The 19,995-nt window shown below is 49.9% G+C and carries 22 protein-coding genes; 10 read left to right on the top strand and 12 right to left on the bottom strand.

The genetic code is table 11. The annotated features are described in order from the left end of the window. Positions 1–225 precede the first annotated feature (225 nt). From Q9291_RS03305 to Q9291_RS03280, 6 genes are all read right to left on the bottom strand, one after another. Positions 226–1,650, bottom strand: coding sequence for a cryptochrome/photolyase family protein (locus Q9291_RS03305; protein WP_306388572.1), 1,425 nt, complete (start codon positions 1,648–1,650; stop codon positions 226–228). A 2-nt stretch (positions 1,651–1,652) separates the two neighbouring features. Next, a complete protein-coding gene (rlmH, locus tag Q9291_RS03300) occupies positions 1,653–2,120 on the bottom strand; it encodes a 23S rRNA (pseudouridine(1915)-N(3))-methyltransferase RlmH (RefSeq protein ID WP_306388571.1) in 468 nt (155 codons plus the stop codon). A gap of 24 nt (positions 2,121–2,144) precedes the next feature. After that, positions 2,145–2,495, bottom strand: a complete 351-nt coding sequence (gene rsfS / locus Q9291_RS03295) for a ribosome silencing factor (protein ID WP_306388570.1) — start codon at positions 2,493–2,495, stop codon at positions 2,145–2,147. 16 nt (positions 2,496–2,511) lie between these two features. Then, positions 2,512–2,892 (bottom strand): aspartate 1-decarboxylase, encoded by a 381-nt coding sequence (gene panD / locus Q9291_RS03290; RefSeq protein WP_306388569.1) that lies wholly within the window; start codon positions 2,890–2,892, stop codon positions 2,512–2,514. Between the two features lie 104 nt (positions 2,893–2,996). Beyond that, positions 2,997–3,854 (bottom strand): pantoate--beta-alanine ligase, encoded by an 858-nt coding sequence (gene panC, locus Q9291_RS03285; RefSeq protein WP_306388568.1) that lies wholly within the window; start codon positions 3,852–3,854, stop codon positions 2,997–2,999. 184 nt (positions 3,855–4,038) lie between these two features. After that, positions 4,039–4,461, bottom strand: coding sequence for a hypothetical protein (locus tag Q9291_RS03280; RefSeq protein WP_306388567.1), 423 nt, complete (start codon positions 4,459–4,461; stop codon positions 4,039–4,041). Between the two features lie 291 nt (positions 4,462–4,752). Here Q9291_RS03280 and mscL point away from each other — a divergent pair, with 291 nt between their 5' ends. Further along, entirely contained in the window at positions 4,753–5,172 is a 420-nt protein-coding gene (mscL, locus tag Q9291_RS03275; RefSeq protein WP_306388566.1) for a large conductance mechanosensitive channel protein MscL, read from the top strand. 44 nt (positions 5,173–5,216) lie between these two features. Here the strand turns inward: mscL and Q9291_RS03270 are convergent, their stop codons facing one another. The 6 genes from Q9291_RS03270 to Q9291_RS03245 all read right to left on the bottom strand — a co-directional run bounded on the left by Q9291_RS03270 (position 5,217) and on the right by Q9291_RS03245 (position 10,143). Further along, positions 5,217–5,609, bottom strand: coding sequence for a hypothetical protein (locus Q9291_RS03270; RefSeq protein WP_306388565.1), 393 nt, complete (start codon positions 5,607–5,609; stop codon positions 5,217–5,219). 68 nt (positions 5,610–5,677) lie between these two features. Next, positions 5,678–6,538: a CorC family transporter gene (locus tag Q9291_RS03265; RefSeq protein WP_306388564.1), complete on the bottom strand. Its 861-nt coding sequence runs from the start codon at positions 6,536–6,538 to the stop codon at positions 5,678–5,680. A 175-nt stretch (positions 6,539–6,713) separates the two neighbouring features. Continuing rightward, positions 6,714–7,916 carry a tryptophan--tRNA ligase gene (locus tag Q9291_RS03260; RefSeq protein ID WP_306388563.1) on the bottom strand — a complete coding sequence of 401 codons (1,203 nt, stop codon included), beginning with the start codon at positions 7,914–7,916 and terminating at the stop codon, positions 6,714–6,716. Positions 7,917–7,970: 54 nt separating this feature from the next. Continuing rightward, positions 7,971–8,609 carry a site-2 protease family protein gene (locus Q9291_RS03255; protein ID WP_306388562.1) on the bottom strand — a complete coding sequence of 213 codons (639 nt, stop codon included), beginning with the start codon at positions 8,607–8,609 and terminating at the stop codon, positions 7,971–7,973. A gap of 64 nt (positions 8,610–8,673) precedes the next feature. After that, complete coding sequence (locus Q9291_RS03250; RefSeq protein WP_306388561.1) at positions 8,674–9,285, bottom strand: L-threonylcarbamoyladenylate synthase; 612 nt, start codon at positions 9,283–9,285, stop codon at positions 8,674–8,676. A 6-nt stretch (positions 9,286–9,291) separates the two neighbouring features. Then, positions 9,292–10,143, bottom strand: a complete 852-nt coding sequence (locus Q9291_RS03245; RefSeq protein ID WP_306388560.1) for a 3',5'-nucleoside bisphosphate phosphatase — start codon at positions 10,141–10,143, stop codon at positions 9,292–9,294. 112 nt (positions 10,144–10,255) lie between these two features. Between Q9291_RS03245 and Q9291_RS03240 the strand changes: the two genes are divergently transcribed. The 9 genes from Q9291_RS03240 to Q9291_RS03200 all read left to right on the top strand — a co-directional run bounded on the left by Q9291_RS03240 (position 10,256) and on the right by Q9291_RS03200 (position 19,813). Beyond that, entirely contained in the window at positions 10,256–10,801 is a 546-nt protein-coding gene (locus tag Q9291_RS03240) for a septation protein A (protein WP_306388559.1), read from the top strand. 16 nt (positions 10,802–10,817) lie between these two features. After that, positions 10,818–11,117, top strand: coding sequence for a YciI family protein (locus Q9291_RS03235; RefSeq protein WP_306388558.1), 300 nt, complete (start codon positions 10,818–10,820; stop codon positions 11,115–11,117). After that, on the top strand, positions 11,118–11,384 hold the full coding sequence (locus Q9291_RS03230) for a BolA family protein (protein WP_306388557.1): 267 nt from the start codon (positions 11,118–11,120) through the stop codon (positions 11,382–11,384). A gap of 56 nt (positions 11,385–11,440) precedes the next feature. Continuing rightward, positions 11,441–12,250, top strand: a complete 810-nt coding sequence (locus Q9291_RS03225; RefSeq protein ID WP_306388556.1) for a peptidylprolyl isomerase — start codon at positions 11,441–11,443, stop codon at positions 12,248–12,250. A gap of 139 nt (positions 12,251–12,389) precedes the next feature. Further along, positions 12,390–12,641 (top strand): FeoA family protein, encoded by a 252-nt coding sequence (locus tag Q9291_RS03220; RefSeq protein WP_306388555.1) that lies wholly within the window; start codon positions 12,390–12,392, stop codon positions 12,639–12,641. Further along, positions 12,638–14,428 (top strand): ferrous iron transport protein B, encoded by a 1,791-nt coding sequence (feoB, locus tag Q9291_RS03215; RefSeq protein WP_306388554.1) that lies wholly within the window; start codon positions 12,638–12,640, stop codon positions 14,426–14,428. Before Q9291_RS03220 ends, feoB begins: the two co-directional genes overlap by 4 nt. Positions 14,429–14,689: 261 nt before the next feature. Then, on the top strand, positions 14,690–15,199 hold the full coding sequence (locus Q9291_RS03210) for a PepSY domain-containing protein (RefSeq protein ID WP_306388553.1): 510 nt from the start codon (positions 14,690–14,692) through the stop codon (positions 15,197–15,199). 144 nt (positions 15,200–15,343) lie between these two features. Then, complete coding sequence (gene purL, locus Q9291_RS03205; protein ID WP_306388552.1) at positions 15,344–19,255, top strand: phosphoribosylformylglycinamidine synthase; 3,912 nt, start codon at positions 15,344–15,346, stop codon at positions 19,253–19,255. 72 nt (positions 19,256–19,327) lie between these two features. Beyond that, the gene (locus Q9291_RS03200; protein ID WP_306388551.1) at positions 19,328–19,813 is read left to right on the top strand and encodes an ankyrin repeat domain-containing protein; all 486 of its coding nucleotides are present in this window, start codon (positions 19,328–19,330) and stop codon (positions 19,811–19,813) included. Positions 19,814–19,995 lie beyond the last annotated feature (182 nt).

Raw genomic sequence — 19,995 nt, 5'->3', positions numbered from 1 at the left:
TAGTCATTTGTTAGATTACTCGTGCCAGGCACACTCGAAAGTACTGCATTAAATCCAGCCATAAAGCGCATACAAGCATAAATCAGCTGATACACACTTAGCAATTATTTTTATCGGAGCGAACACGACAAAATTGAGGCCCCCCGCATTATTGCTACCCTAACCACAACCTGTGACCGCCCGCTTGCTGGCGTTCAGTTAAATGTGATTATTTTACAACAAATGTCATTTTTGATTCACATTATTTTTGTAAAGCGACAATGCCAGCGCCCTTTGCCTAGCGTGATCAACCAATGGCAATGGATAGTCACCCACCTTGGGAGCAAATAACCGATCGCCCTTAAGTTGCCATGGCGCATGAATCGCCTTGTTATCCAGCGCCATCAATTCCGGCACATATTTACGAATAAACTTGCCTTGTGGATCAAATTTTTCTGACTGTGATTGCGGATTGAAAATGCGGAAATAGGGCTGCGCATCACAGCCGGTAGAGGCTGCCCATTGCCAGCCACCATTATTGGCTGCGAAGTCAAAATCAATCAGCCTCTCCGCAAAATAACGTTCCCCCCAGCGCCAGTCAATCAGCAAGTCTTTCACCAGAAAACTGGCAACCACCATACGCAACCGGTTATGCATGTACCCGGTCTGATTCAGTTGACGCATGGCTGCATCCACAATCGGGAATCCGGTACGCCCCTCGCACCAGGCCGCAAACCAGTCAGCATTATTGGCAAAGGGCAATTGATTATAGTCGGCTTTGTACGCCGACCCCTGTTGCAGGTCCGGGCGGTGGTACACAATCTGAAAATAAAAATCTCGCCAGATCAACTCACTCAACCAGGTAGCAGCGCCCGCATTGCCAGTCTTCATTAACTGAAATGCTGCACGCGCTAATTGACGGATAGAGATCGTCCCGAAGCGCAGGTGCACAGACAAATAGGAGACGCCTTTGACTGCAGGAAAATTACGCGCCTCATGATACTCGTCGATACGTTGCAGGAAGTCATTAAATAGCTGCTGTGCCCCTGCGAGCCCAACCGGCAAGCGCATTTCATGTAAATTGGTGCGCGAGAACCCCATCGATTCAAGCGCTGGCATTGGCTCAGGCGCACACCGGGCCAGGGAAGCGAAATATTTTTTTACCGGATACGCTCGCAGATAAAATGCATTCAGCTTGGCGAGGTGGGCATTTTTATAAGGCGTGAACACACCGTAAGGCTTGCCTGCTTGTGTCAGCACTTCATCTTGCTCAAACAGCACCTGATCTTTAAACAAATGCAGTGTTTTACCAGTGCTGGCCAGGAGCTCGGCCACTTGCGCATCACGTGCAATCGCAACCGGCTCATAATCGCGGTTGGCATAGACATCCGAAGCATGCAATTGCACGGCCAGCCGCGGAATCTCCTCTGCGGCACACCCATACCGCACCAGCACATCGCCTCCGGCCTGTTGCAAAACAGCTTTCAGGGCACGCACACTTTCCCAGATAAACTCGACACGACGATCCTGTTTGTCAGTCAAGCGGTTCAGAATGTCGGTATCAAATACAAAGGCGACACTGACGTGCTGATGTTGCCTGAGGGCGTAATAGAGGGCAGCATGGTCATCAGCGCGTAAATCGCGACGCAACCAGACCAGAGCGTTAGACATGATTATTCCCGGTGATAAGGATGTCCGCTTAGAACCGTGTGGGCACGATAAAGTTGCTCGGCCAGCATCACGCGCGCCATGCCATGTGGCATAGTCAGTTTGGACAGGCTGAACAGCCATTGCGCCTGCGCCTTAAGTGCCGCATGCAGACCGTCCGCACCGCCAATCACCAGCGAGACATCGCGCCCCATTCCCTGCCAGGATTTAAGTTTTTCCGCCAGCTGCAGGGTAGTCACTGCCTCTCCGCGCTCGTCCAGCGCCACCAGATAATCACGCCCAACGACTTCCAAGATGCGCTTGGCTTCTGCCTCTTGTACCACTTCGCTGTTTTTACCTGCGGCGCGCTTATCAGGCTTAATTTCAATGATGCGGCTTTCGAGCTCGCGAGGCATGCGTTTGAGGTATTCAGTGCAGGCTGATTCTACCCAGTCAGGCATTTTATGCCCAACCGAGATGATATTCAGCTTCATGCGCGAAGAGAAGTATAGGGAGAATTAAGCAGCAGAGGCAGCACGGCGCGTTTGTGACTCGCTCCACAGCTGTTCCAGATTGTAATAGGCACGCGTGGTTGGCACCATCACATGGACCACAATATCTTCGAGGTCAACCAGTACCCACTCGCCCTCTTTTCCACCTTCCACACCACGTGCCTCTACCCCTTTTTCCTTGAGTTTTTCGCGCACGTTATCGGCAATGGCTTTGCATTGGCGGGTAGAGTTACCACTGGCCACAATCATGTAGTTAGTGACCGAGGTCATTTTCCGCACGTCCATCACAGTGATATCAAAAGCTTTAATATCTTCCAGCGCGTCAATGACGGCCAATTTCATCTCTTCAAGTTGCATAGGTCAATTCTTATGATTAGGCGGCTTGGGCCGGAATATGGTTTTTCTGTTCGACGATACGGTTTTGCGCATCGACATAGACCAGTTGCGGATGATAATTACTGAGTTCAGCCTCTGTATATTGCGAGTAACTAGCAATGATAATCAGGTCATCGGGGTCGGCTTTGTGCGCCGCCGCGCCATTGACTGAAATCACACCGGAATGACGCTCAGCACGAATGGCGTAGGTGGTAAAGCGCTCACCATTGTTGATGTTGTAAATCTGAATCTGCTCGTATTCATGAATATTGGCAGCTTCCAGCAAGGCCTCATCAATGGCGCAACTACCTTCGTAGTGCAGCTCACTGTGCGTCACCCGCACCCGATGCAGCTTGGATTTCAACATGGCTCTTTGCATTGCGTCCCTTCGACTGAAGTTCCCGCCAAGGCGGAAAAGTTCGTAATTATAAGGTTATCAATAGCTTAGCGCAAAATAAATTTACACAAAAGAGCCCAATCGGGTTAATCCAGCAGCACCTCGATATTGTCTATCAGGCGTGTATTGCCCAGCCTGGCTGCCGCCAGCACCACGCAACCTCGAGTCTCCGGTGCGGGCCGACTCAGGTCCTGTTGGGCGCGAATCTCTACATAATCCACCTGCCAACCCCATTGCTGCAAACGGGCGACTGCTTTTGCCGTGATGCCAACATAGTCGCGCTCACCCGCCAGCAAGGCACTTTTAATCTGTTGCAACTGTGCATACAACTGCGCCGCCTGCACTTTTTCATCTGCACTCAAATAGCCGTTGCGCGAACTCATGGCCAGCCCGGAAGCCTCGCGCAGTGTCTCGCCCGCCACGATCTCAATGTCAAAATTGAGCTGCCTGACCAGTGCCCGAATCACCAGCAACTGCTGATAATCCTTTTTGCCAAACACCGCCAGATGGGGCATGACTAGATGAAATAATTTGGTCACCACCGTTGCCACTCCGGCAAAATGCCCGGGACGGCTGGCACCGCACAACATATCAGCAAACGGCGGCGGCTGCACCAGCACCGTCTGTTTCAAGTCTGCCCCATCAAAATCCGGATACATCTCCTCAACCGCAGGCGCAAACACCACATCCGCCCCCACCTGCTCTAGCTGCGCGCAATCTACCTGCAAGGTCCGCGGATAGTTGCCAAAGTCTTCATTGGCACCAAACTGCAAGGGATTCACAAAAATACTGACCACCACAATATCAGCCTGTGCCTTGGCCAAACTGACCAATTGGCAATGCCCGGCATGCAAATTGCCCATGGTCGGCACAAAGCCGACCCTTTTACCGCACTGACTATCCAAAAACGCCCGCAACGCGCGCGTGGTGTGAAAAACATGCATGAGACTTACCTGCAACTTAGCAATAAAACCAGCGCGCACTATAGCATGGCATGATGTTGGCTAAACAGCTTGAACATTGTTTTGAAATGCGTTGACCATATAGCGTGCACTCGATGTAAGCGTAAACGATTACAGTGAGAAAACCACCTTGCCTCGCGAGACTTCAAACCATTCAGCCATGTACCTAAAGCATATGCTGAAACATCGCCAATCCAAGATACTTCGAGATGATGCGGATTCCAATCAAATTCAACACAGTTAATATCAATGCGCCTATATTGCCCATATTAAGCACATTTTTAACCGGTATAAACAATGAAAGAAAGATGAGAGGGATGGCAAGATACATCAATGCGGGCGCAGTTTGCATCATTTGTATAATAAACAATACACTTAATACCAAACAAATTGTGCCCAGCATTGCTGCTTTTAACACCTCTGAAAGAGTGACATCGACCTCTGCTAATTGAAGAGCAAGCACACTCGAAATAACAATCGCAGCAGTAGTTATCCCTATAGCCATCATCACCATTAATCCGGCTTCCAATGAATAGTTAAACACAATCGCCAGAACGCACATAAACACATACATCATTGAAATCAACAAAACAAACTCCCCAATCCCCTTAATGAACTTTAATACCATGATTAAAGATGGCTCGAATATCGATGACTAAATCGCTAAAAAGGAGTTTTGAAAAATCACGCATTTAACAAAATCCTAACAACTCCGCGTCTTTAGTGAGTATCACATCCAATACTGAGCGTTGAGAAAGTTTACATCATCCGCCAGCGCAAAGCCCAAAACGAGCCCTCAAGCCATTGACAAGCCGGTATAGCACCCCCTATAGTCTCCCTGCAATCGCAAAAAAACATTAAAAAAACAGGAGAAGAAAATATGAGCATGGCGTCTGAATTCAAGCAGTTCGCACTCAAGGGTAATGTGATGGATCTGGCAGTCGGCGTGATTATCGGCGGCGCATTTGGCAAGATTGTAGACTCGATGGTCAACGATATTATCATGCCGATTGTGGGCAAGATTTTTGGCGGGCTAGACTTCAGCAACATGTATCTTCCGCTCAATGGCCAGGCGGGAGACCTGGCGTTGGCAGAGGCCAAGAAACTGGGGGCTGTACTGGCTTACGGTAACTTTATTACCATTGTGCTCAACTTTATAATCCTGGCATTTATTATTTTCCAGATGGTCAAGTTCATGAACAGCCTGAAGAAAGAAGAACCGGCTGCACCTGCCGCACCCGCAGCTACACCAGAAGATATTGTATTGCTGCGTGAGATTCGCGACAGTCTGAAAAAGTAAGTCAAAAAGGGCGTTCATGCGCCCTTTTTAGTGCTTAATACATGCTAAATGTCTGCCGGATTGGGTGCAACTTCATAACTTTGCCCACTACTTGCATCGCTACCGTCATTATTTAAAAAGACGACGACACTGACCTGATCGTCAATAATATCCAGCTCAGTGGTCGGATAAAACGCACCTTGCGCATCTTTGTTAATATTGTGATAGTGCCAGATCGAAGCCACAATCCGGCCAGAATCCTTGAGCTTCACATCTTCGGCTCTGGCTGGCTCGCCGAGCAATGCGATTATTTGAGAGCGATTTAATTTACCAACCGCATCCACAAACCCCTGCTCATCCGCCGGTAGTGGTGCCGGGGACTCGCCTGACCAAACAGACAAACTGACTGTTGCGAAGCTTGCTGCCAAGACTGCTTTCAAACAAAAATTTGTTTTCATCACGTGCTCCTTTGCAGGTTGTTAGGCGACTCACACAGCATTTAGTTCACGCATGAACTAAATAATCATTACACAGATTCCACAGGGTAAACCTCTTCAGGCAACTGTTCGATCAACAACGCATGCACGCGACGACTGTCAGCGCGCACTACGGTAAAACTCAAGCGATCAATATGAATATGCTCACCCCGTTTTGGCATATGCCCAAACCGGTTCACAACTAACCCGCCCACTGTTGAAAACTCTTCGTCACTGAATGCAGTGCCTATCGCCTCATTCAATTCAGCAATTTCGGTAAGCGCCTTGACTCGATATTTTCCGGCAGACTGCTGGATAATATTATCCTCATCCTCATCGTAGTCATATTCATCTTCGATATCGCCGACAATTTGCTCCAGTACGTCTTCGATGGTCACCATGCCAGCCACACCGCCGTATTCATCGACCACAATGGCAATATGATTACGATTACTCCTAAACTCTTTGAGCAGCACATTCAGACGCTTGGATTCAGGAATAAATACCGCTGGGCGCAGCATATCGCGCAACTCGAATTCCTCGCCGGCGTAGTACCTTAGTAAATCCTTAGCAAGCAATATGCCAATCACATCATTTTTGTTATCTTCAATGACTGGAAAACGGGAGTGAGCCGTTTCGATGACAAACGGCAGAAAGCTTTCTGGTGGACGGGCAATGTCAATCACATCCATTTGCGAGCGTGGAATCATGACATCACGCACTTGCATCTCGCTGACTTGCAACACGCCTTCGATCATGGACAGCGAATCACTGTCCATCAGGCGGTTTTCATAAGCACTGTGCAACAAAGTAACCAGTTGCTCACGATCCTCAGGCTCACGTAACAAAAAGTGACTGAGTCGTTCTAAAAGGGAGGGTTTATGTACTAATTTATCCGGCTCAGAAGCCATAGACTATGCTGAAACAGCATCCTGTATAACGAGACAGCTTTAAGGATACCTCAATTTAAAAAAAAGTGTCACCCTATTCCAGCAGAAAAACCGGACAATATCGCTGGCCAAACGCACCAAAAATGGGCGCGCCAGGCCAGTTTATGGCACAAGCGCGAGGGCCGACCCGCGCGATTTACCCGTAATTCAACCCCATGACATCCCGTACTTCACGCATGGTTTCGCGCGCCAGTTTACGGGCTTTTTCACACCCTTCAGCGACGATGTTTTTAACCAATGTAGGATCTTCTGCATATTCTGCCGCGCGCGCCTGTATGGGGGTCAGTTCGGCGACCACTCCATCGATTACCGGCTGCTTGCATTGAATACATCCAATCCCCGCCGTACGGCAGCCTTCCTGCACCCAAGACTTGGTGATTTCATCTGAATACACTTCATGCAACTGCCAAACAGGGCATTTGGCCGGATCGCCAGGATCCGTGCGGCGGATACGGGCCGGATCAGTAGGCATGGTTTTAATTTTGCGGGTGACTTCGTCAATAGGTTCCCGCAATGAAATCGTGTTGTTATAGGACTTGGACATTTTCTGTCCATCCAGCCCATACATTTTGGAAGCCGGCGTGAGTTTGTAATCAGGCTCGACCAAGATAATTTTGCCGCCGCCTTCAAGGTAACCCAACAAACGTTCTTTATCACCCAGACTCAGGTTTTGCTGCTCTTCGATCATGGCACGTGCCGAGTCCAAGGCCTCATCATCACCGTTTTCCTGATACGCGGCACGCATTTCATCGTATAAGGCCGCACGCTTGGAACCCAGCTTTTTGATTGCCGCTTCGGCCTTTTCTTCAAAGCCTTTTTCGCGCCCGTAAATATGGTTGAAGCGCCGCGCAATTTCTCGGGTCAGCTCAATGTGCGGCACCTGATCTTCACCCACCGGCACCTGCGTCGCCTTATAAATCAGGATATCGGCACTTTGCAACAGCGGATACCCGAGAAAACCATAAGTGGAAAGGTCTTTGCTGCTGAGTTTTTCCTGCTGATCTTTATAAGTAGGCACACGCTCCAGCCAGCTCAATGGCGTCATCATACTGAGTAGGGTATGCAGCTCCGCGTGTTCAGGCACCCGTGACTGGATAAAAATAGTTGCGTTGGATGGGTCAATACCCGCCGCCAGCCAGTCAATTACCATATCCCAGACGCTGGCTTCAATAATCTCCGGCGTATCGTAATGCGTGGTCAGTGCATGCCAGTCTGCTACAAAAAAAAGGCACTCGCACTCGTGTTGCAATTTCAACCAGTTTTTGAGCACGCCATGATAATGGCCCAAATGTAATTGCCCGGTGGGGCGCATCCCCGATAAAACGCGTTCGACCGCCATAATAAGGTATTCCTAATCCCGAATAATTTTTTAAAAAGGTCAATACGCTGGCAATTACATCACCAGCGCATACAGTAATTGTTGAAAAAATCTTAACACAGGAGACAGGATCACACCCAGTATTCCGGTAAATAACAAGGCAATCAGGATAATCATGCCATAGCGCTCTATGCGCGCAAATTTTATGGCCGCCTGCATGGGAAGCAGACTCACCGCAATGCGGCCACCATCGAGCGGTGGCAGTGGAAACAGATTCAATACCAGCAACACCAGGTTGATCTGTATACCTGCCACACTCATTTGAGAAAGAAATTCCTGCGCAGATATTGGGAAAACCGCCACTCTAGTGAGCAATACGCCCCAGCATAAGGCCATGAAAAAATTGGAGGCGGGCCCCGCCAGTGCCACCCACAGCATATCCTGCTTTGGATGTCGCAGATTGGAGAAATTAACTGGTACGGGTTTGGCCCAGCCGAACAAAATTCCCCCAAGTAGCACACTGAGCGCCGGTAGCAAAATGGTGCCTATCGGGTCAATATGCTTGAGCGGGTTCAGTGTGATGCGCCCCAGACGCTCTGCAGTGAGGTCACCAAAATATTTGGCTGCATAGCCATGTGCAGCTTCATGCACAGTAATAGCAAACAGAATTGGCAGCGCATAAGCGGCCACTTTTTGTATCGCGGTTAGTTCCATTTCATACTTTCCAAAAAACTTACAGCTTTAAATACTGCGGCACCCAATCATGCATCGCAAAACGTCATGGCCATGGCGACACCCCGGAGCGCACAAGCTCGGGTGGCTCCTGTGTCAAATCAATCACAGTCGTCGCACCAACGTGAACGATGTCACTGTCTATGACAGCATCCAGGTGATGCTCCAGCGTTTCACGAATTTCCCAGCCGACCGAGAGTGGTACATCATCACCAGGCAATTGCAAGGTCATAGTGAGCAGTGGCGCACCCAGAGCCTCCAGCAAAGCCTGTGTGACGATATGTCTGGGAACGCGCAAACCGATGGTACTGCGTTTGGGATGATGCAAGCGCCGCGGGACTTCTCGGCTGGCTTCAAGCAAAAATGTATAAGGTCCAGGCGTATAGGCCTTCAACAAGCGGAATTGTGCATTGTTGACTTTGGCATAGGTGCCAATTTCTGCCAGATCACGACACACCAGCGTAAAAGGATGTTCATCATCGACCTGCCGAATACGACGGATACGGGTTTGCGCATCTTTATGATCCATCAGACAGGCCAGTGCATAACTCGAGTCTGTCGGACAAGCAATGACGCCGCCCTGCTGCAATAGCTGCACAGCCTGCTGAATCAGCCTTGACTGCGGGTTCTCCGCATGAATGACAAAATACTGCGCCATCAGGCATCAACCTAATACTGACGCCTCGGGCCAATCTTGCCAGACTGGCACACAGCCATCAGGCAAGTCAGGCAAACGCCCCATTTCCATATAAGACATGCCCGGACCATGATAGTCAGAGCCTTGCGAGGCTTTAAGATCAAACCGATGCGCCAATTTGGCAAACTGCTGATACTGCGGAGGCTGATGACTGCCAGTTACGACTTCAATCGCCGTGCCGCCATAACTTTTAAACTCATGCAACAGCAAATGCATATTAATAAAGCCCAAATCATAGCGGCCAGGATGCGCGAGCACTGCGACACCTTTACTTTCTGTAATCAAGCGCACCGCTTGCTGTAAGGACATCCACTGATAATCCACATAGCCAGGCTTGCCCTTGACCATATATCGTTTAAACACCGACTTCATGTTTCTGGCATGCCCGGCCTGCACAAGATGCTGTGCAAAATGACTTCTGGTCATAATCGCATCACCAGCCAGAGCTTTGGCACCTTCATAAGCGCCATGAATACCCGCTTTTGCAAGACCAAGTGCGATCTCTTTGGCACGCATCTCTCGCCCAGTACGAACAGCTTCAAGCGCTTGTTGCAGTTCCGCATGCTCGGGATCAATGTTTAAACCTACAATATGTAACGTCTGCCGCTTCCATGTCACAGAAACTTCCACACCATTGATAAAGTGAATACCTGCATTATTCGCAGCAGCGCGCGCCCGCGCAAGCCCGCCCAATTCATCATGGTCAGTCAGTGCCATCACTTTTACGCCCTTGCTAGCCGCATAGGCAATCAACTCTTCCGGGGTAAGCAACCCGTCAGAAATCGTGGAATGGCAATGTAAATCAATCAGTGCTGGCATAACAGACTAGGTTTGCTCTCAAGAAAATGCTGCAGAACTTTGCAATCATAGCTAAATCATAGCAAAATAGTGCTTTCGCTCCTAGCAGTGATTCAGACCACTGAACAAACGCATGCAAGTTATTACCGATTTACTACCCGTCATTCTTTTTTTTATCGCTTATAAAAAAGCTGGCATTTTCGTGGCCACCTCGGTCGCCATCCTCAGCACGCTGGCACTGATGCTGTACAGCTGGTTCAAGCATGGCAAGATCGAAAAAATGCTGATGATTAACGGGATTGTCATTACCGTGCTTGGCGGCATCACCCTGCTACTGCATGACAAAACCTATATCATGTGGAAACCTACGGCGATCTACTGGATTGCCGCATTGGGCTTGCTGATTAGCCGCTATGGCATGCAACGCAACCTGATTCAGAACATGTTGGGTAAAATGATGGCACCGCCTGCCCACCTTTGGGACAAGCTGAATCTTTACTGGGTTGCGTTTTTACTGGCACTGGGCGTGCTGAACCTGTATGTTGCTTTTCATTTCGAAGAGGCAGATTGGGTTAACTTTAAATTGTTTGGTGTCACCAGCCTGATGTTCGTTTTTATCATTGCACAGGTGTTTGCGCTAAAAGCTTACTGGATTGAGCAAAACTCACCACCCGCCTGACACTGGAGCTTAAAAAATGTTTTATATGATTTACGCCCAAGATACGCCAGACAGCCTTGCGCTTCGCCAGCAACACCGGCCACAACATCTGCAAAGATTACAAACATTGCAAAGCGCGGGAAAATTACTGTTGGCTGGCCCCCTGCCAGCGATAGATAGTCCAGACCCTGGCGACGCAGGATTTAGTGGCAGCCTGATTGTCGCAGAGTTTGAATCATTGGAAGCCGCCACTACCTGGGCCAATGACGACCCGTTTGTGCATGCCGGAGTGTATGCACAAGTGACAGTCAACCCTTTTAGAAAAACATTGCCCTGAATGGAATTGCGAGACGAAATCATTGCACGCTTGCAGCCACTGCAACCACTGCAACTGGACATTCAGGATGACAGTGCTTTGCATCGCGGTCATGCTGGTAACAACGGTGGCGGGCACTTTGAACTGACAGTCAAAAGCTCGCTATTTTCTGGAAAATCACAGATAATGCGCCATCGAATGGTGTATCAATATCTGCAAGATTTAATGCCTCATCGTATACATGCGCTCAGTATTAACGCGCTTTCTGCTGATGAGTCATCAGTTTGAAACAATCCTATTTTTTAATAACGCACCACTTTCCAAATCGTTTTAAAGGATATTGCATGAAATTTATTAAGTGTTTGTTGGCAATAGCTTGCTTAAGCGCATTACCACATGTTTACGCAGCTGACGCAGATGCGCTTGCCACGGTAAATGGCAAGCCTATCAAAAAATCGTGGGTAGAGTTTATTCTGCGCGATGCTGAAGCACGCAGTGGTCAAAAAGCCAACGACAACATGAAGGCTGCCGTCATTAACGAACTGGTCGGCTCCGAGCTTGCTTATCAGGAAGCGCAAAAAGCAGGGATTGACAAGTTACCAGATTTTGTTGCAAGCGAAGAATTGGCACGCCGCAAATTACTGGTGAATGCCTTCTTGGCCGACTTCATTAAGAAAAATCCGGTGACCGAGGCCGAGAAAAAAGAAGGCTACGAGCAGTACAAAAAAGAACTGGGCGACAAAGAATACAGTGCACGCCATATTCTGGTTAAAACCGATACCGAAGCCAAAGCTATTATTGCCGAACTGAAAAAAGGTGCAGACTTTGCCAAACTGGCGAAGGACAAGTCGCTGGATCCAGGCTCTAAAGACAAGGGCGGTGATTTAGGCTGGTTCTCCCCTGCTGGCATGGTCAAACCTTTTGCCGATGCGCTCACCACCCTGAAAAAAGGCGACACTACACCTGAACCAGTGCAATCACAGTTCGGTTGGCATATCATTAAATTGGTAGACACCCGCCCACTGCAAGCACCTGCTTACGACAAAGTGAAAGATGGCATTGAGCGCACACTTCAGCAACGTAAACTGGAAAAATACATGTTGAGCCTGAAAGACAAAGCTAAAATTGAAGTGACTGGCATAGAGAAAAAATAATCATTTAAATGCAAGTCCCGTTAAAGCCAGCGCAAGCTGGCTTTAACGCTTAATGCACCAATGCTAAGTATTTTTTACGCAAGGCCAACTTTCTAAGCTAAAATAAGAACTATTCTCATTCATATCATTCTATGCATTCATGCAACTGAACAGTCTCAACCCCGGTGAATCTGCTGTGATTGACAGCATCGAAGCTGACCAGGCACTTTATCAACGACTGAATGCATTAGGTTTCCGACCGGGAAAATATTTACAAGTGATCCGGCAAGCAGCGTTTAACGGTCCACTGCATGTCCGCATTGGTTCAACAGATGTCATCATCCGCACCCATGACGCACGTGCAATTCACTTACGTCCCTCACCACAACATCCCGAATCTCCAATTGTATGAAACGTGTTGCCCTCCTTGGCATGCCCAACACGGGCAAATCTACCCTGTTTAATCGCTTGAGCGGCGCCTCTGCACGCGTTGGCAACTGGCCGGGCATCACGGTAGACCTGATGAGCGCCAAGATACTGTTGGGAGGGCATATTGCAGAACTGGTCGACTTGCCTGGCCTATATGATTTACATGGATTTTCTGATGACGAGCACGTCGTCAGGCACTTCCTGAGCCACCACAAAGTGGATTTAGCCATGATCATTCTGAACGGTGCACAGATTGATCGGCAACTTTCATTGGCCCTGCAAATTCGCAGCCTGGGTTTACCCGCTATCTTGCTACTCAATATGGAAGATGAGGCAAAACGCGCTGGCATCACTATTGATACACAAGCCATGGGACGTCAACTGAACATGCCAGTCCTCGCCATCAGCGCAAAATATGGTAGCGGCTGCCAGCAGGCACTTCAGCTCGCCGCAAAGACGATTGCCGAGCACCCATCGCCATCACAACCACAGTTAATTGCCAGCAAACTGGAAGCAGATAACCAGATTGAACAGGAAATGCACCAGATTGTTGAAAGCACGGTACAGATGCCCTTGCAATTAAATGATGCGACCACAGACCGGATTGACCGAGTGTTGCTTCATCCATGGCTAGGGCTACCGCTATTCTTTGCGTCCATTTTTTTGCTATTTCAGTTTATTTTTACCATAGGCGCCCCGCTGCAAGAAGGCATGGCGTGGTTCTTTGACACCTTGCGAAGTGCAATACTTGAACCTGTGCTTGCCAGTTTACCTGCCTGGCTAAACGGCTTGCTGTTAGACGGCTTGTATACCGGCTTTAGTACCGTAGCGGCTTTTGTGCCTATTATTGTGCTGTTCTTTCTGGTCATGAGCATGGTCGAAGACAGTGGCTATCTGTCTCGTGCAGCCTTCCTGATGGACACCATCATGGCAAAAATGGGGCTGGATGGACGCGGCTTTGTCATGGTGCTGATGGGCTTTGGTTGCAATGTGCCAGCACTGATGGGCACACGCGTTATGCGCAGCCGCCCCATGCGTTTATTGACGATGCTGGTCATCCCGCTTTCACTGTGCTCGGCACGACTACAAGTGTTTTTATTTATGATTGCCATTCTGTTTGCCCCCTCGCAGGCCGCACTCGTCATGTTCTCGCTCTACATGGTCAGCTTTGGCACCATTTTTCTCACCGCTATCCTGTTCAAGGGAAAATTCAAAAGCCACGAACCTTTCGTACTTGAACTGCCGCCTTATCGCTTTCCGACCCCCAGACAAATCTGGCTGCGTGGCTGGCAAGAGGTGAAACATTTCCTGCAACGCGCCACCAAGTTTATCGTGATAGGGGTCGTCATGGTCTGGCTGCTGACCCACCTGCCCATGGATGCCGTACCCGCGAGCCCGGAAACATGGGCAGGCAGTATCGGACGCTTCTTTGCCCCCGTGCTTGATCCAATAGGCATCGATACACAATTGGCGATTGCACTGATTTTTGGCTTTGTTGCCAAAGAAATCGTCGTCGGTTCATTGGCGGTGATTTACGGATTGCAGGGTGATGCATTAACCCAGCAAATCGCCATGCACATCGATTGGGTGCAAGGCATGAGCTTTATGCTGTTCACACTGATTTACACACCCTGCCTGTCCACCATCGCCACACTCAAATCCGAAGGCAAGAGCGCAGGTTTTATGTGGCTCTCACTGATATGGTCGCTAGGATTGGCCTGGGTGATCAGTTTTATTTTCTATCAGACTGCACGTGCACTGGGATATTAAAAACACCCAATACCATCTTCTGCAATGCAGCACATTTAACAAGTACTAACGCATACAAACCTGGAGCACATAGCCAGCGCTCGATTTGCAAGCCGCCTGAAAAAGCATCACAGGTGCAGAGCCAGGCGACTGATCGAGAGGGATATTACTGCATGCCAAGCCGAGCCTACATGACACACTTGATGCTGCTCAAAAGCATTTATCGGGAATTTATGCCATTATAATAAGTGAGATATTCACAACCCGTCAGGAGATTATGTCATGCAAGCAAAACTACTGTTCATTGCAATCACCACGCTGTTAAGTACTGCTGCTCTTGCCAATAACCATGGCCACAATGGTCAGATGGAAAAATGCATGAACGCGGCGCTGGCCAAACATCCCGGCAAGGTCGTGTCACTGGAAGCCGAAATCGAAAAAGGGCGCGGAGCCATTTATGAGTTTGATATCGTGGGGACCGATGGTAAAGAATGGGAGGTCGAGTGTGAGGCCAAGACCGGAAAAGTATACGAAGAAGAACTCGATGTAGACCCCAATAGCGAGGAATTTAAATCCAAGGCCAAAGTCACCATGGAGCAAGCCAAGAAAACTGCACTGGACAAGTTTCCTGGCGACATTGAAAGCATAGAATACGAGCTTGAAAACGGTAATCCTGTTTACGAATTCGACATCAAACAAGCCAATGGCAAGGAAATCGAAGTCGAAGTGGATGCTGTGACAGGTAAAATAGGCGAGACCGAAGAAGAAGTATACGAAATTGGCAAAGACTGATTAATTCTAAAACTGGACAGCAGCTCAAGGGCTGCTGTTTTACTTTAGCCTTCATAGCACAGCTTCTGTAGAACAGCTAAGGCGTTTCACCTCGGTTTCTGCTAAAATAATGGTTTGAATTTTCATTAAAAATCCAATCGCCTCATGTCTAGTCAAGCCCATTTCCTCAGTCTGCGTGGCAGTGCCGCATTATCGCAATTCCGTTTAGACAAACTCTACAGCACCCTCAAACAAACGGCGCCCGATATCGCGCACATTGCGACTGAATTTGTGCACTTTGCTTTTAGCGAGCAGGCACTGGATAGCAGGACAAAAAATACGCTACAGCAAATTCTGACATACGGTCCCAAAACCGGTCATGAATCACCACAAGGTGAGTTGTTTTTGGTGATTCCGCGCATTGGGACGATTTCACCCTGGGCTTCTCGCGCGACGGATATTGCACACAATTGCGGGCTAGAAAATCTGTTGCGACTTGAACGCGGGATTGCTTATTATGTGACGACCCACAGCGGTCAACCGTTAAGCACGGCAGAAAAAAAGGCATTGCGCACAGCCATTCACGACCGCATGACAGAAACCATCGTCCCCGTTCTGGCTGACGCCGAAAAACTTTACCATCATGCGGATCCCAAGCCCTTGTCCAGCGTGGACATTCTGGCGGGTGGCAAAGCAGCACTGGAAGCCGCCAACAGTGACATGGGGCTGGCGCTCTCCCCGGACGAAGTCGATTATCTGCTGGAGAATTACGTCAAAATGGGCCGCAACCCGACCGACGTTGAGTTGATGATGTTTGCCCAGGCCAATTCTGAACACTGCCGCCACAAGATTTTTAATGCAGACTGGGTGATTGACGGCGTTCAGCAAGAGTTGTCGCTGTTCAATATGATCCGCAACACGCACAAGCTTAATCCAGGCACCACCGTAGTGGCGTACTCTGACAACAGTTCGATTGTGCAGGGCCAGAAAACCAAACGCTTTTACCCGGCGCCTGATCACAGCTACCAGTTTGTCGAAGACGACATGCATTACCTGATGAAGGTAGAAACACATAACCACCCGACGGCGATTTCACCGTTTGCCGGGGCGGCGACCGGTGCCGGTGGTGAAATCCGTGACGAAGGAGCGACCGGCATCGGCTCCAAGCCAAAAGCAGGCTTGACCGGTTTTTCGGTCTCCAACCTCAACCTGCCTGACTTTACACAACCCTGGGAAACCTCCTACGGTAAACCTGGCCGTATCGCCAGTCCGCTGCAAATCATGATTGACGGTCCACTGGGTGGCGCTGCCTATAACAACGAGTTTGGCCGCCCCAATATTGCCGGCTACTTCCGCACTTTTGAACTGGAAGCACCCGCAGCCGACGGCAACACCGAAGTGCGTGGCTACCACAAGCCGATCATGCTGGCAGGGGGTGTGGGCAATATTTCTGACAGCCACAGCTTTAAACACAGCATCCCGCCAGGTGCTGCCCTGATTCAACTGGGCGGCCCGGCCATGCTGATTGGCCTGGGTGGTGGTGCCGCCTCCAGTATGGACACTGGTGCCAATACCGAAAATCTGGACTTTGACTCGGTACAACGCGGCAACCCCGAACTGCAACGCCGGGCACAGGAGGTCATCGACCGCTGCTGGCAACTGGGCGACAAAAACCCAATCGTAAGCATCCATGACGTCGGCGCGGGCGGGATTTCCAACGCCTTCCCTGAACTGGTGAATGATGCCAAAGTCGGCGCCGTGTTCCAGTTGCGTGATGTGCATAACGAAGAACCGGGCATGAGCCCGCGTGAACTGTGGAGCAACGAAGCGCAAGAGCGTTACGTGCTCGCGGTGACACAAGACCAATTACCCTTGTTTGAAGCCATCTGTGCGCGTGAGCGCTGTCCGTTTGCAGTCGTCGGTATTGCGACCGAAGCGCGCCACCTGACCGTGGCCGATCGCCATTTTGAGAATCATCCGGTGGATATGGAGTTATCCGTCCTGCTGGGCAAACCGCCAAAAATGCTGCGTGATGTGAAATCTACCAGCAAACACTTGCAGGCGTTCGATTCCAGCAAGATTGATCTGCAGGATGCAGTCGCCCGCGTACTGCGCCTGCCAGGCGTCGCTGACAAGACCTTTTTAATCACGATTGGTGACCGCAGTGTGACCGGATTGATTGCGCGTGACCAGATGGTCGGGCCATGGCAAGTGCCAGTGAGTGATGTGGCCGTGACCTGTGCCGGTTTTGAAACCAATATCGGCGAAGCGTTTGCCATTGGCGAAAAAGCACCGCTGGCGCTGATTGATGCGCCCGCTTCTGGCCGCATGGCGATTGGCGAAGCGATCACCAATATTGCCGCAGCCCGCATCAGCGACATCGGTAATTTAAAACTCTCCGCCAACTGGATGGCCCCAGCGGGCCACCCCGGCGAAGATGCCGCCTTGTACGAAACAGTGAAAACCGTTGGCATGGAACTGTGCCCGGCACTGGGCATCAGCATCCCGGTCGGCAAAGACTCGATGAGCATGAAAACCGTCTGGCAGGAAAATGGCGAAAACAAGGCAGTGACAGCGCCCATTTCGCTAGTGATTTCAGCGTTTGCCAATACGCCGGATGTCCGTAAAACGCTCACGCCGCAATTACGCACGGACCTGGGCGACACCGAACTGATCCTGATTGATCTGGGCAACGGCCAAAACCGCATGGGCGGCTCATCGCTCGCTCAAGTCTACAGCCAGCTGGGCAATCAGGTGCCTGATGTAGACCAGCCAGCGCAACTCAAGGCCTTCTTCGCGGCGATACAACAGTTTAACAGCGAGGGCAAACTGCTGGCCTACCATGACCGTTCGGACGGCGGCTTGTTTGCCACGCTTGCAGAAATGGCGTTTTCTGGCCACTGCGGGCTGGATGTCGCGCTGACTTCCCTGTCCGGCGACACGCTTTCCGTGCTGTTCAATGAAGAGCTCGGTGCCGTCATTCAGGTACGCGCCAGTGATGCAGCGAACATTGCAGACGCACTGTCCACCACACTGGGGCCATGCGTCCACCGCATTGCCAAGGTCAATGATGGTCAGGACATTCACATCAGCCATGGCAACACCCGCTATCAGGCTTCACGCATCGCGTTGCATCGCCTATGGTCAGAAACCACTTACCGCATGCAAAGCCTGCGCGACAACCCGCTGTGCGCGCAACAGGAATATGACCGACTCCTGAATGCCGATGATACCGGCTTGCACGCCAAGCTGACATTTGACCTCAACGACAATATTGCAGCACCTTACATCAACTCGGGTAAACGTCCCAACATGGCAGTGTTACGCGAGCAGGGTGTCAACGGGCAAACCGAAATGGCGGCAGCGTTTGACCGCGCAGGCTTTAACAGTGTCGATGTCCATATGAGCGACATCATCAGTGGTCGCGTTTCGCTGCAGGACTTTGCAGGCCTGGTGGCTTGTGGTGGCTTCTCGTATGGCGACGTGCTAGGCGCTGGCGAAGGCTGGGCAAAATCCATTTTATTCAACAGCCGCGCACGTGATGCATTCAGCACATTCTTCAACCGCGCAGACACCTTTGCACTTGGCGTGTGTAATGGTTGCCAGATGATGAGCAACCTGCACAGCATCATTCCAGGCGCCGAACACTGGCCGCACTTTGTACGCAACAAGTCCGAGCAGTTCGAAGCGCGTGTCGCACTGGTTGAAATTTTGCCGTCTCCTTCGATCTTTTTTGAAGGCATGGCAGGTAGCCGTATGCCGATTGCAGTGGCCCATGGTGAAGGTTTTACGGAATTTACTGATGCTAATGCTGTCACAAGTGTGCTAAAACAGCAATTGGCTACAGTGCGGTATATTGATCATGCCTCAACACCTACTGAAGTGTACCCGTTTAACCCGAATGGTTCACCACAAGGGCTCACCGGATTCACCACGCAGGATGGCCGGTTCAGCATCATGATGCCGCACCCTGAACGGGTGTTCAGAGCGGTTCAGCATTCATGGCGACCAGACGACTGGCAAGAGGATGGTCCATGGATGCGTATGTTCCGCAACGCACGCAAGTTTGTCGCTTAAGATTTAAAACGAAACGATCCGGGCAAGATACACAAGTCCGGATAAAATTAAAATCAGGTGTTTGGAGAAATTATGAAATCGATTAAAGTTTTACTGGCCTTATTTTCCCTGTCATTCGCTTTACAGGCTTTTGCTCTGAGTGATGAGGATTACATGGAGTTTACCGAAGCACTGACAGGTGGCAATGTCAAAGTCGTTAAAAAGTTTGTAGAGGCAGAACCGTCACTGGTGAATCAGAAATTTTTCGCGTGGGAGCCACTGCAAATGGCAGCCTCCAAAGGGCGTCTGGATGTTGTGAAATATCTGATTTCCAAAGGCGCTGACAAAGACTATGTGCATCCTGCCAGCAACAACACCGCTTTTCATATGGCGGCGTTTATTGGCGACACGGCTACCATGAAATATCTGGCCTCCATTGGTGCTGATGTCAATAAAAAGCTGAAAGGTAACGTTTCTCTGATGCGTTACTTTAAAGAAGAGAAAAATCAGCCTATGGTGGATCTGTTGACACAACTGGGCACCAAAGATGATGGCTGCCAGGAAGAAAAATGCTTCTAAGCGTAGCTATCGAAGTGCACTGAATCAGAACGGTCATGCAATGCATGGCCGTTTTTTTATGTGAGGATCACAAGATGGTCACTTACAAAGCTCAAGCCAGTATTGTGTCCACTATGTAACGATGGTCACACACTTTTATCAAACCGGCTTTAAAATACAAACATCATTCAGGTTGGTTTACA

Source organism: Methylophilus aquaticus (assembly GCF_030769565.1).
Classification (GTDB): Bacteria; Pseudomonadota; Gammaproteobacteria; order Burkholderiales; family Methylophilaceae; genus Methylophilus; species Methylophilus aquaticus.
The sequence above is the reverse complement of the archived record's forward strand: the minus strand, read 5'-3'. Positions and strand labels throughout refer to the sequence as shown.

What these genes read in the sequence shown, in the direction of transcription:
- Q9291_RS03220 (WP_306388555.1), top strand. Translation starts at nt 12,390, where the DNA reads ATGCAACTGAACAGTCTCAACCCCGGTGAATCTGCTGTGATTGACAGC.
- Q9291_RS03250 (WP_306388561.1), bottom strand. Translation starts at nt 9,285, where the DNA reads ATGGCGCAGTATTTTGTCATTCATGCGGAGAACCCGCAGTCAAGGCTG.
- Q9291_RS03200 (WP_306388551.1), top strand. Translation starts at nt 19,328, where the DNA reads ATGAAATCGATTAAAGTTTTACTGGCCTTATTTTCCCTGTCATTCGCT.
- rsfS (WP_306388570.1), bottom strand. Translation starts at nt 2,495, where the DNA reads ATGCAACTTGAAGAGATGAAATTGGCCGTCATTGACGCGCTGGAAGAT.
- Q9291_RS03210 (WP_306388553.1), top strand. Translation starts at nt 14,690, where the DNA reads ATGCAAGCAAAACTACTGTTCATTGCAATCACCACGCTGTTAAGTACT.
- feoB (WP_306388554.1), top strand. Translation starts at nt 12,638, where the DNA reads ATGAAACGTGTTGCCCTCCTTGGCATGCCCAACACGGGCAAATCTACC.
- panC (WP_306388568.1), bottom strand. Translation starts at nt 3,854, where the DNA reads ATGCATGTTTTTCACACCACGCGCGCGTTGCGGGCGTTTTTGGATAGT.
- mscL (WP_306388566.1), top strand. Translation starts at nt 4,753, where the DNA reads ATGAGCATGGCGTCTGAATTCAAGCAGTTCGCACTCAAGGGTAATGTG.
- rlmH (WP_306388571.1), bottom strand. Translation starts at nt 2,120, where the DNA reads ATGAAGCTGAATATCATCTCGGTTGGGCATAAAATGCCTGACTGGGTA.
- purL (WP_306388552.1), top strand. Translation starts at nt 15,344, where the DNA reads ATGTCTAGTCAAGCCCATTTCCTCAGTCTGCGTGGCAGTGCCGCATTA.
- Q9291_RS03230 (WP_306388557.1), top strand. Translation starts at nt 11,118, where the DNA reads ATGGAATTGCGAGACGAAATCATTGCACGCTTGCAGCCACTGCAACCA.
- panD (WP_306388569.1), bottom strand. Translation starts at nt 2,892, where the DNA reads ATGCAAAGAGCCATGTTGAAATCCAAGCTGCATCGGGTGCGGGTGACG.
- Q9291_RS03255 (WP_306388562.1), bottom strand. Translation starts at nt 8,609, where the DNA reads ATGGAACTAACCGCGATACAAAAAGTGGCCGCTTATGCGCTGCCAATT.
- Q9291_RS03305 (WP_306388572.1), bottom strand. Translation starts at nt 1,650, where the DNA reads ATGTCTAACGCTCTGGTCTGGTTGCGTCGCGATTTACGCGCTGATGAC.
- Q9291_RS03270 (WP_306388565.1), bottom strand. Translation starts at nt 5,609, where the DNA reads ATGAAAACAAATTTTTGTTTGAAAGCAGTCTTGGCAGCAAGCTTCGCA.
- Q9291_RS03225 (WP_306388556.1), top strand. Translation starts at nt 11,441, where the DNA reads ATGAAATTTATTAAGTGTTTGTTGGCAATAGCTTGCTTAAGCGCATTA.
- Q9291_RS03265 (WP_306388564.1), bottom strand. Translation starts at nt 6,538, where the DNA reads ATGGCTTCTGAGCCGGATAAATTAGTACATAAACCCTCCCTTTTAGAA.
- Q9291_RS03235 (WP_306388558.1), top strand. Translation starts at nt 10,818, where the DNA reads ATGTTTTATATGATTTACGCCCAAGATACGCCAGACAGCCTTGCGCTT.
- Q9291_RS03260 (WP_306388563.1), bottom strand. Translation starts at nt 7,916, where the DNA reads ATGGCGGTCGAACGCGTTTTATCGGGGATGCGCCCCACCGGGCAATTA.
- Q9291_RS03245 (WP_306388560.1), bottom strand. Translation starts at nt 10,143, where the DNA reads ATGCCAGCACTGATTGATTTACATTGCCATTCCACGATTTCTGACGGG.
- Q9291_RS03240 (WP_306388559.1), top strand. Translation starts at nt 10,256, where the DNA reads ATGCAAGTTATTACCGATTTACTACCCGTCATTCTTTTTTTTATCGCT.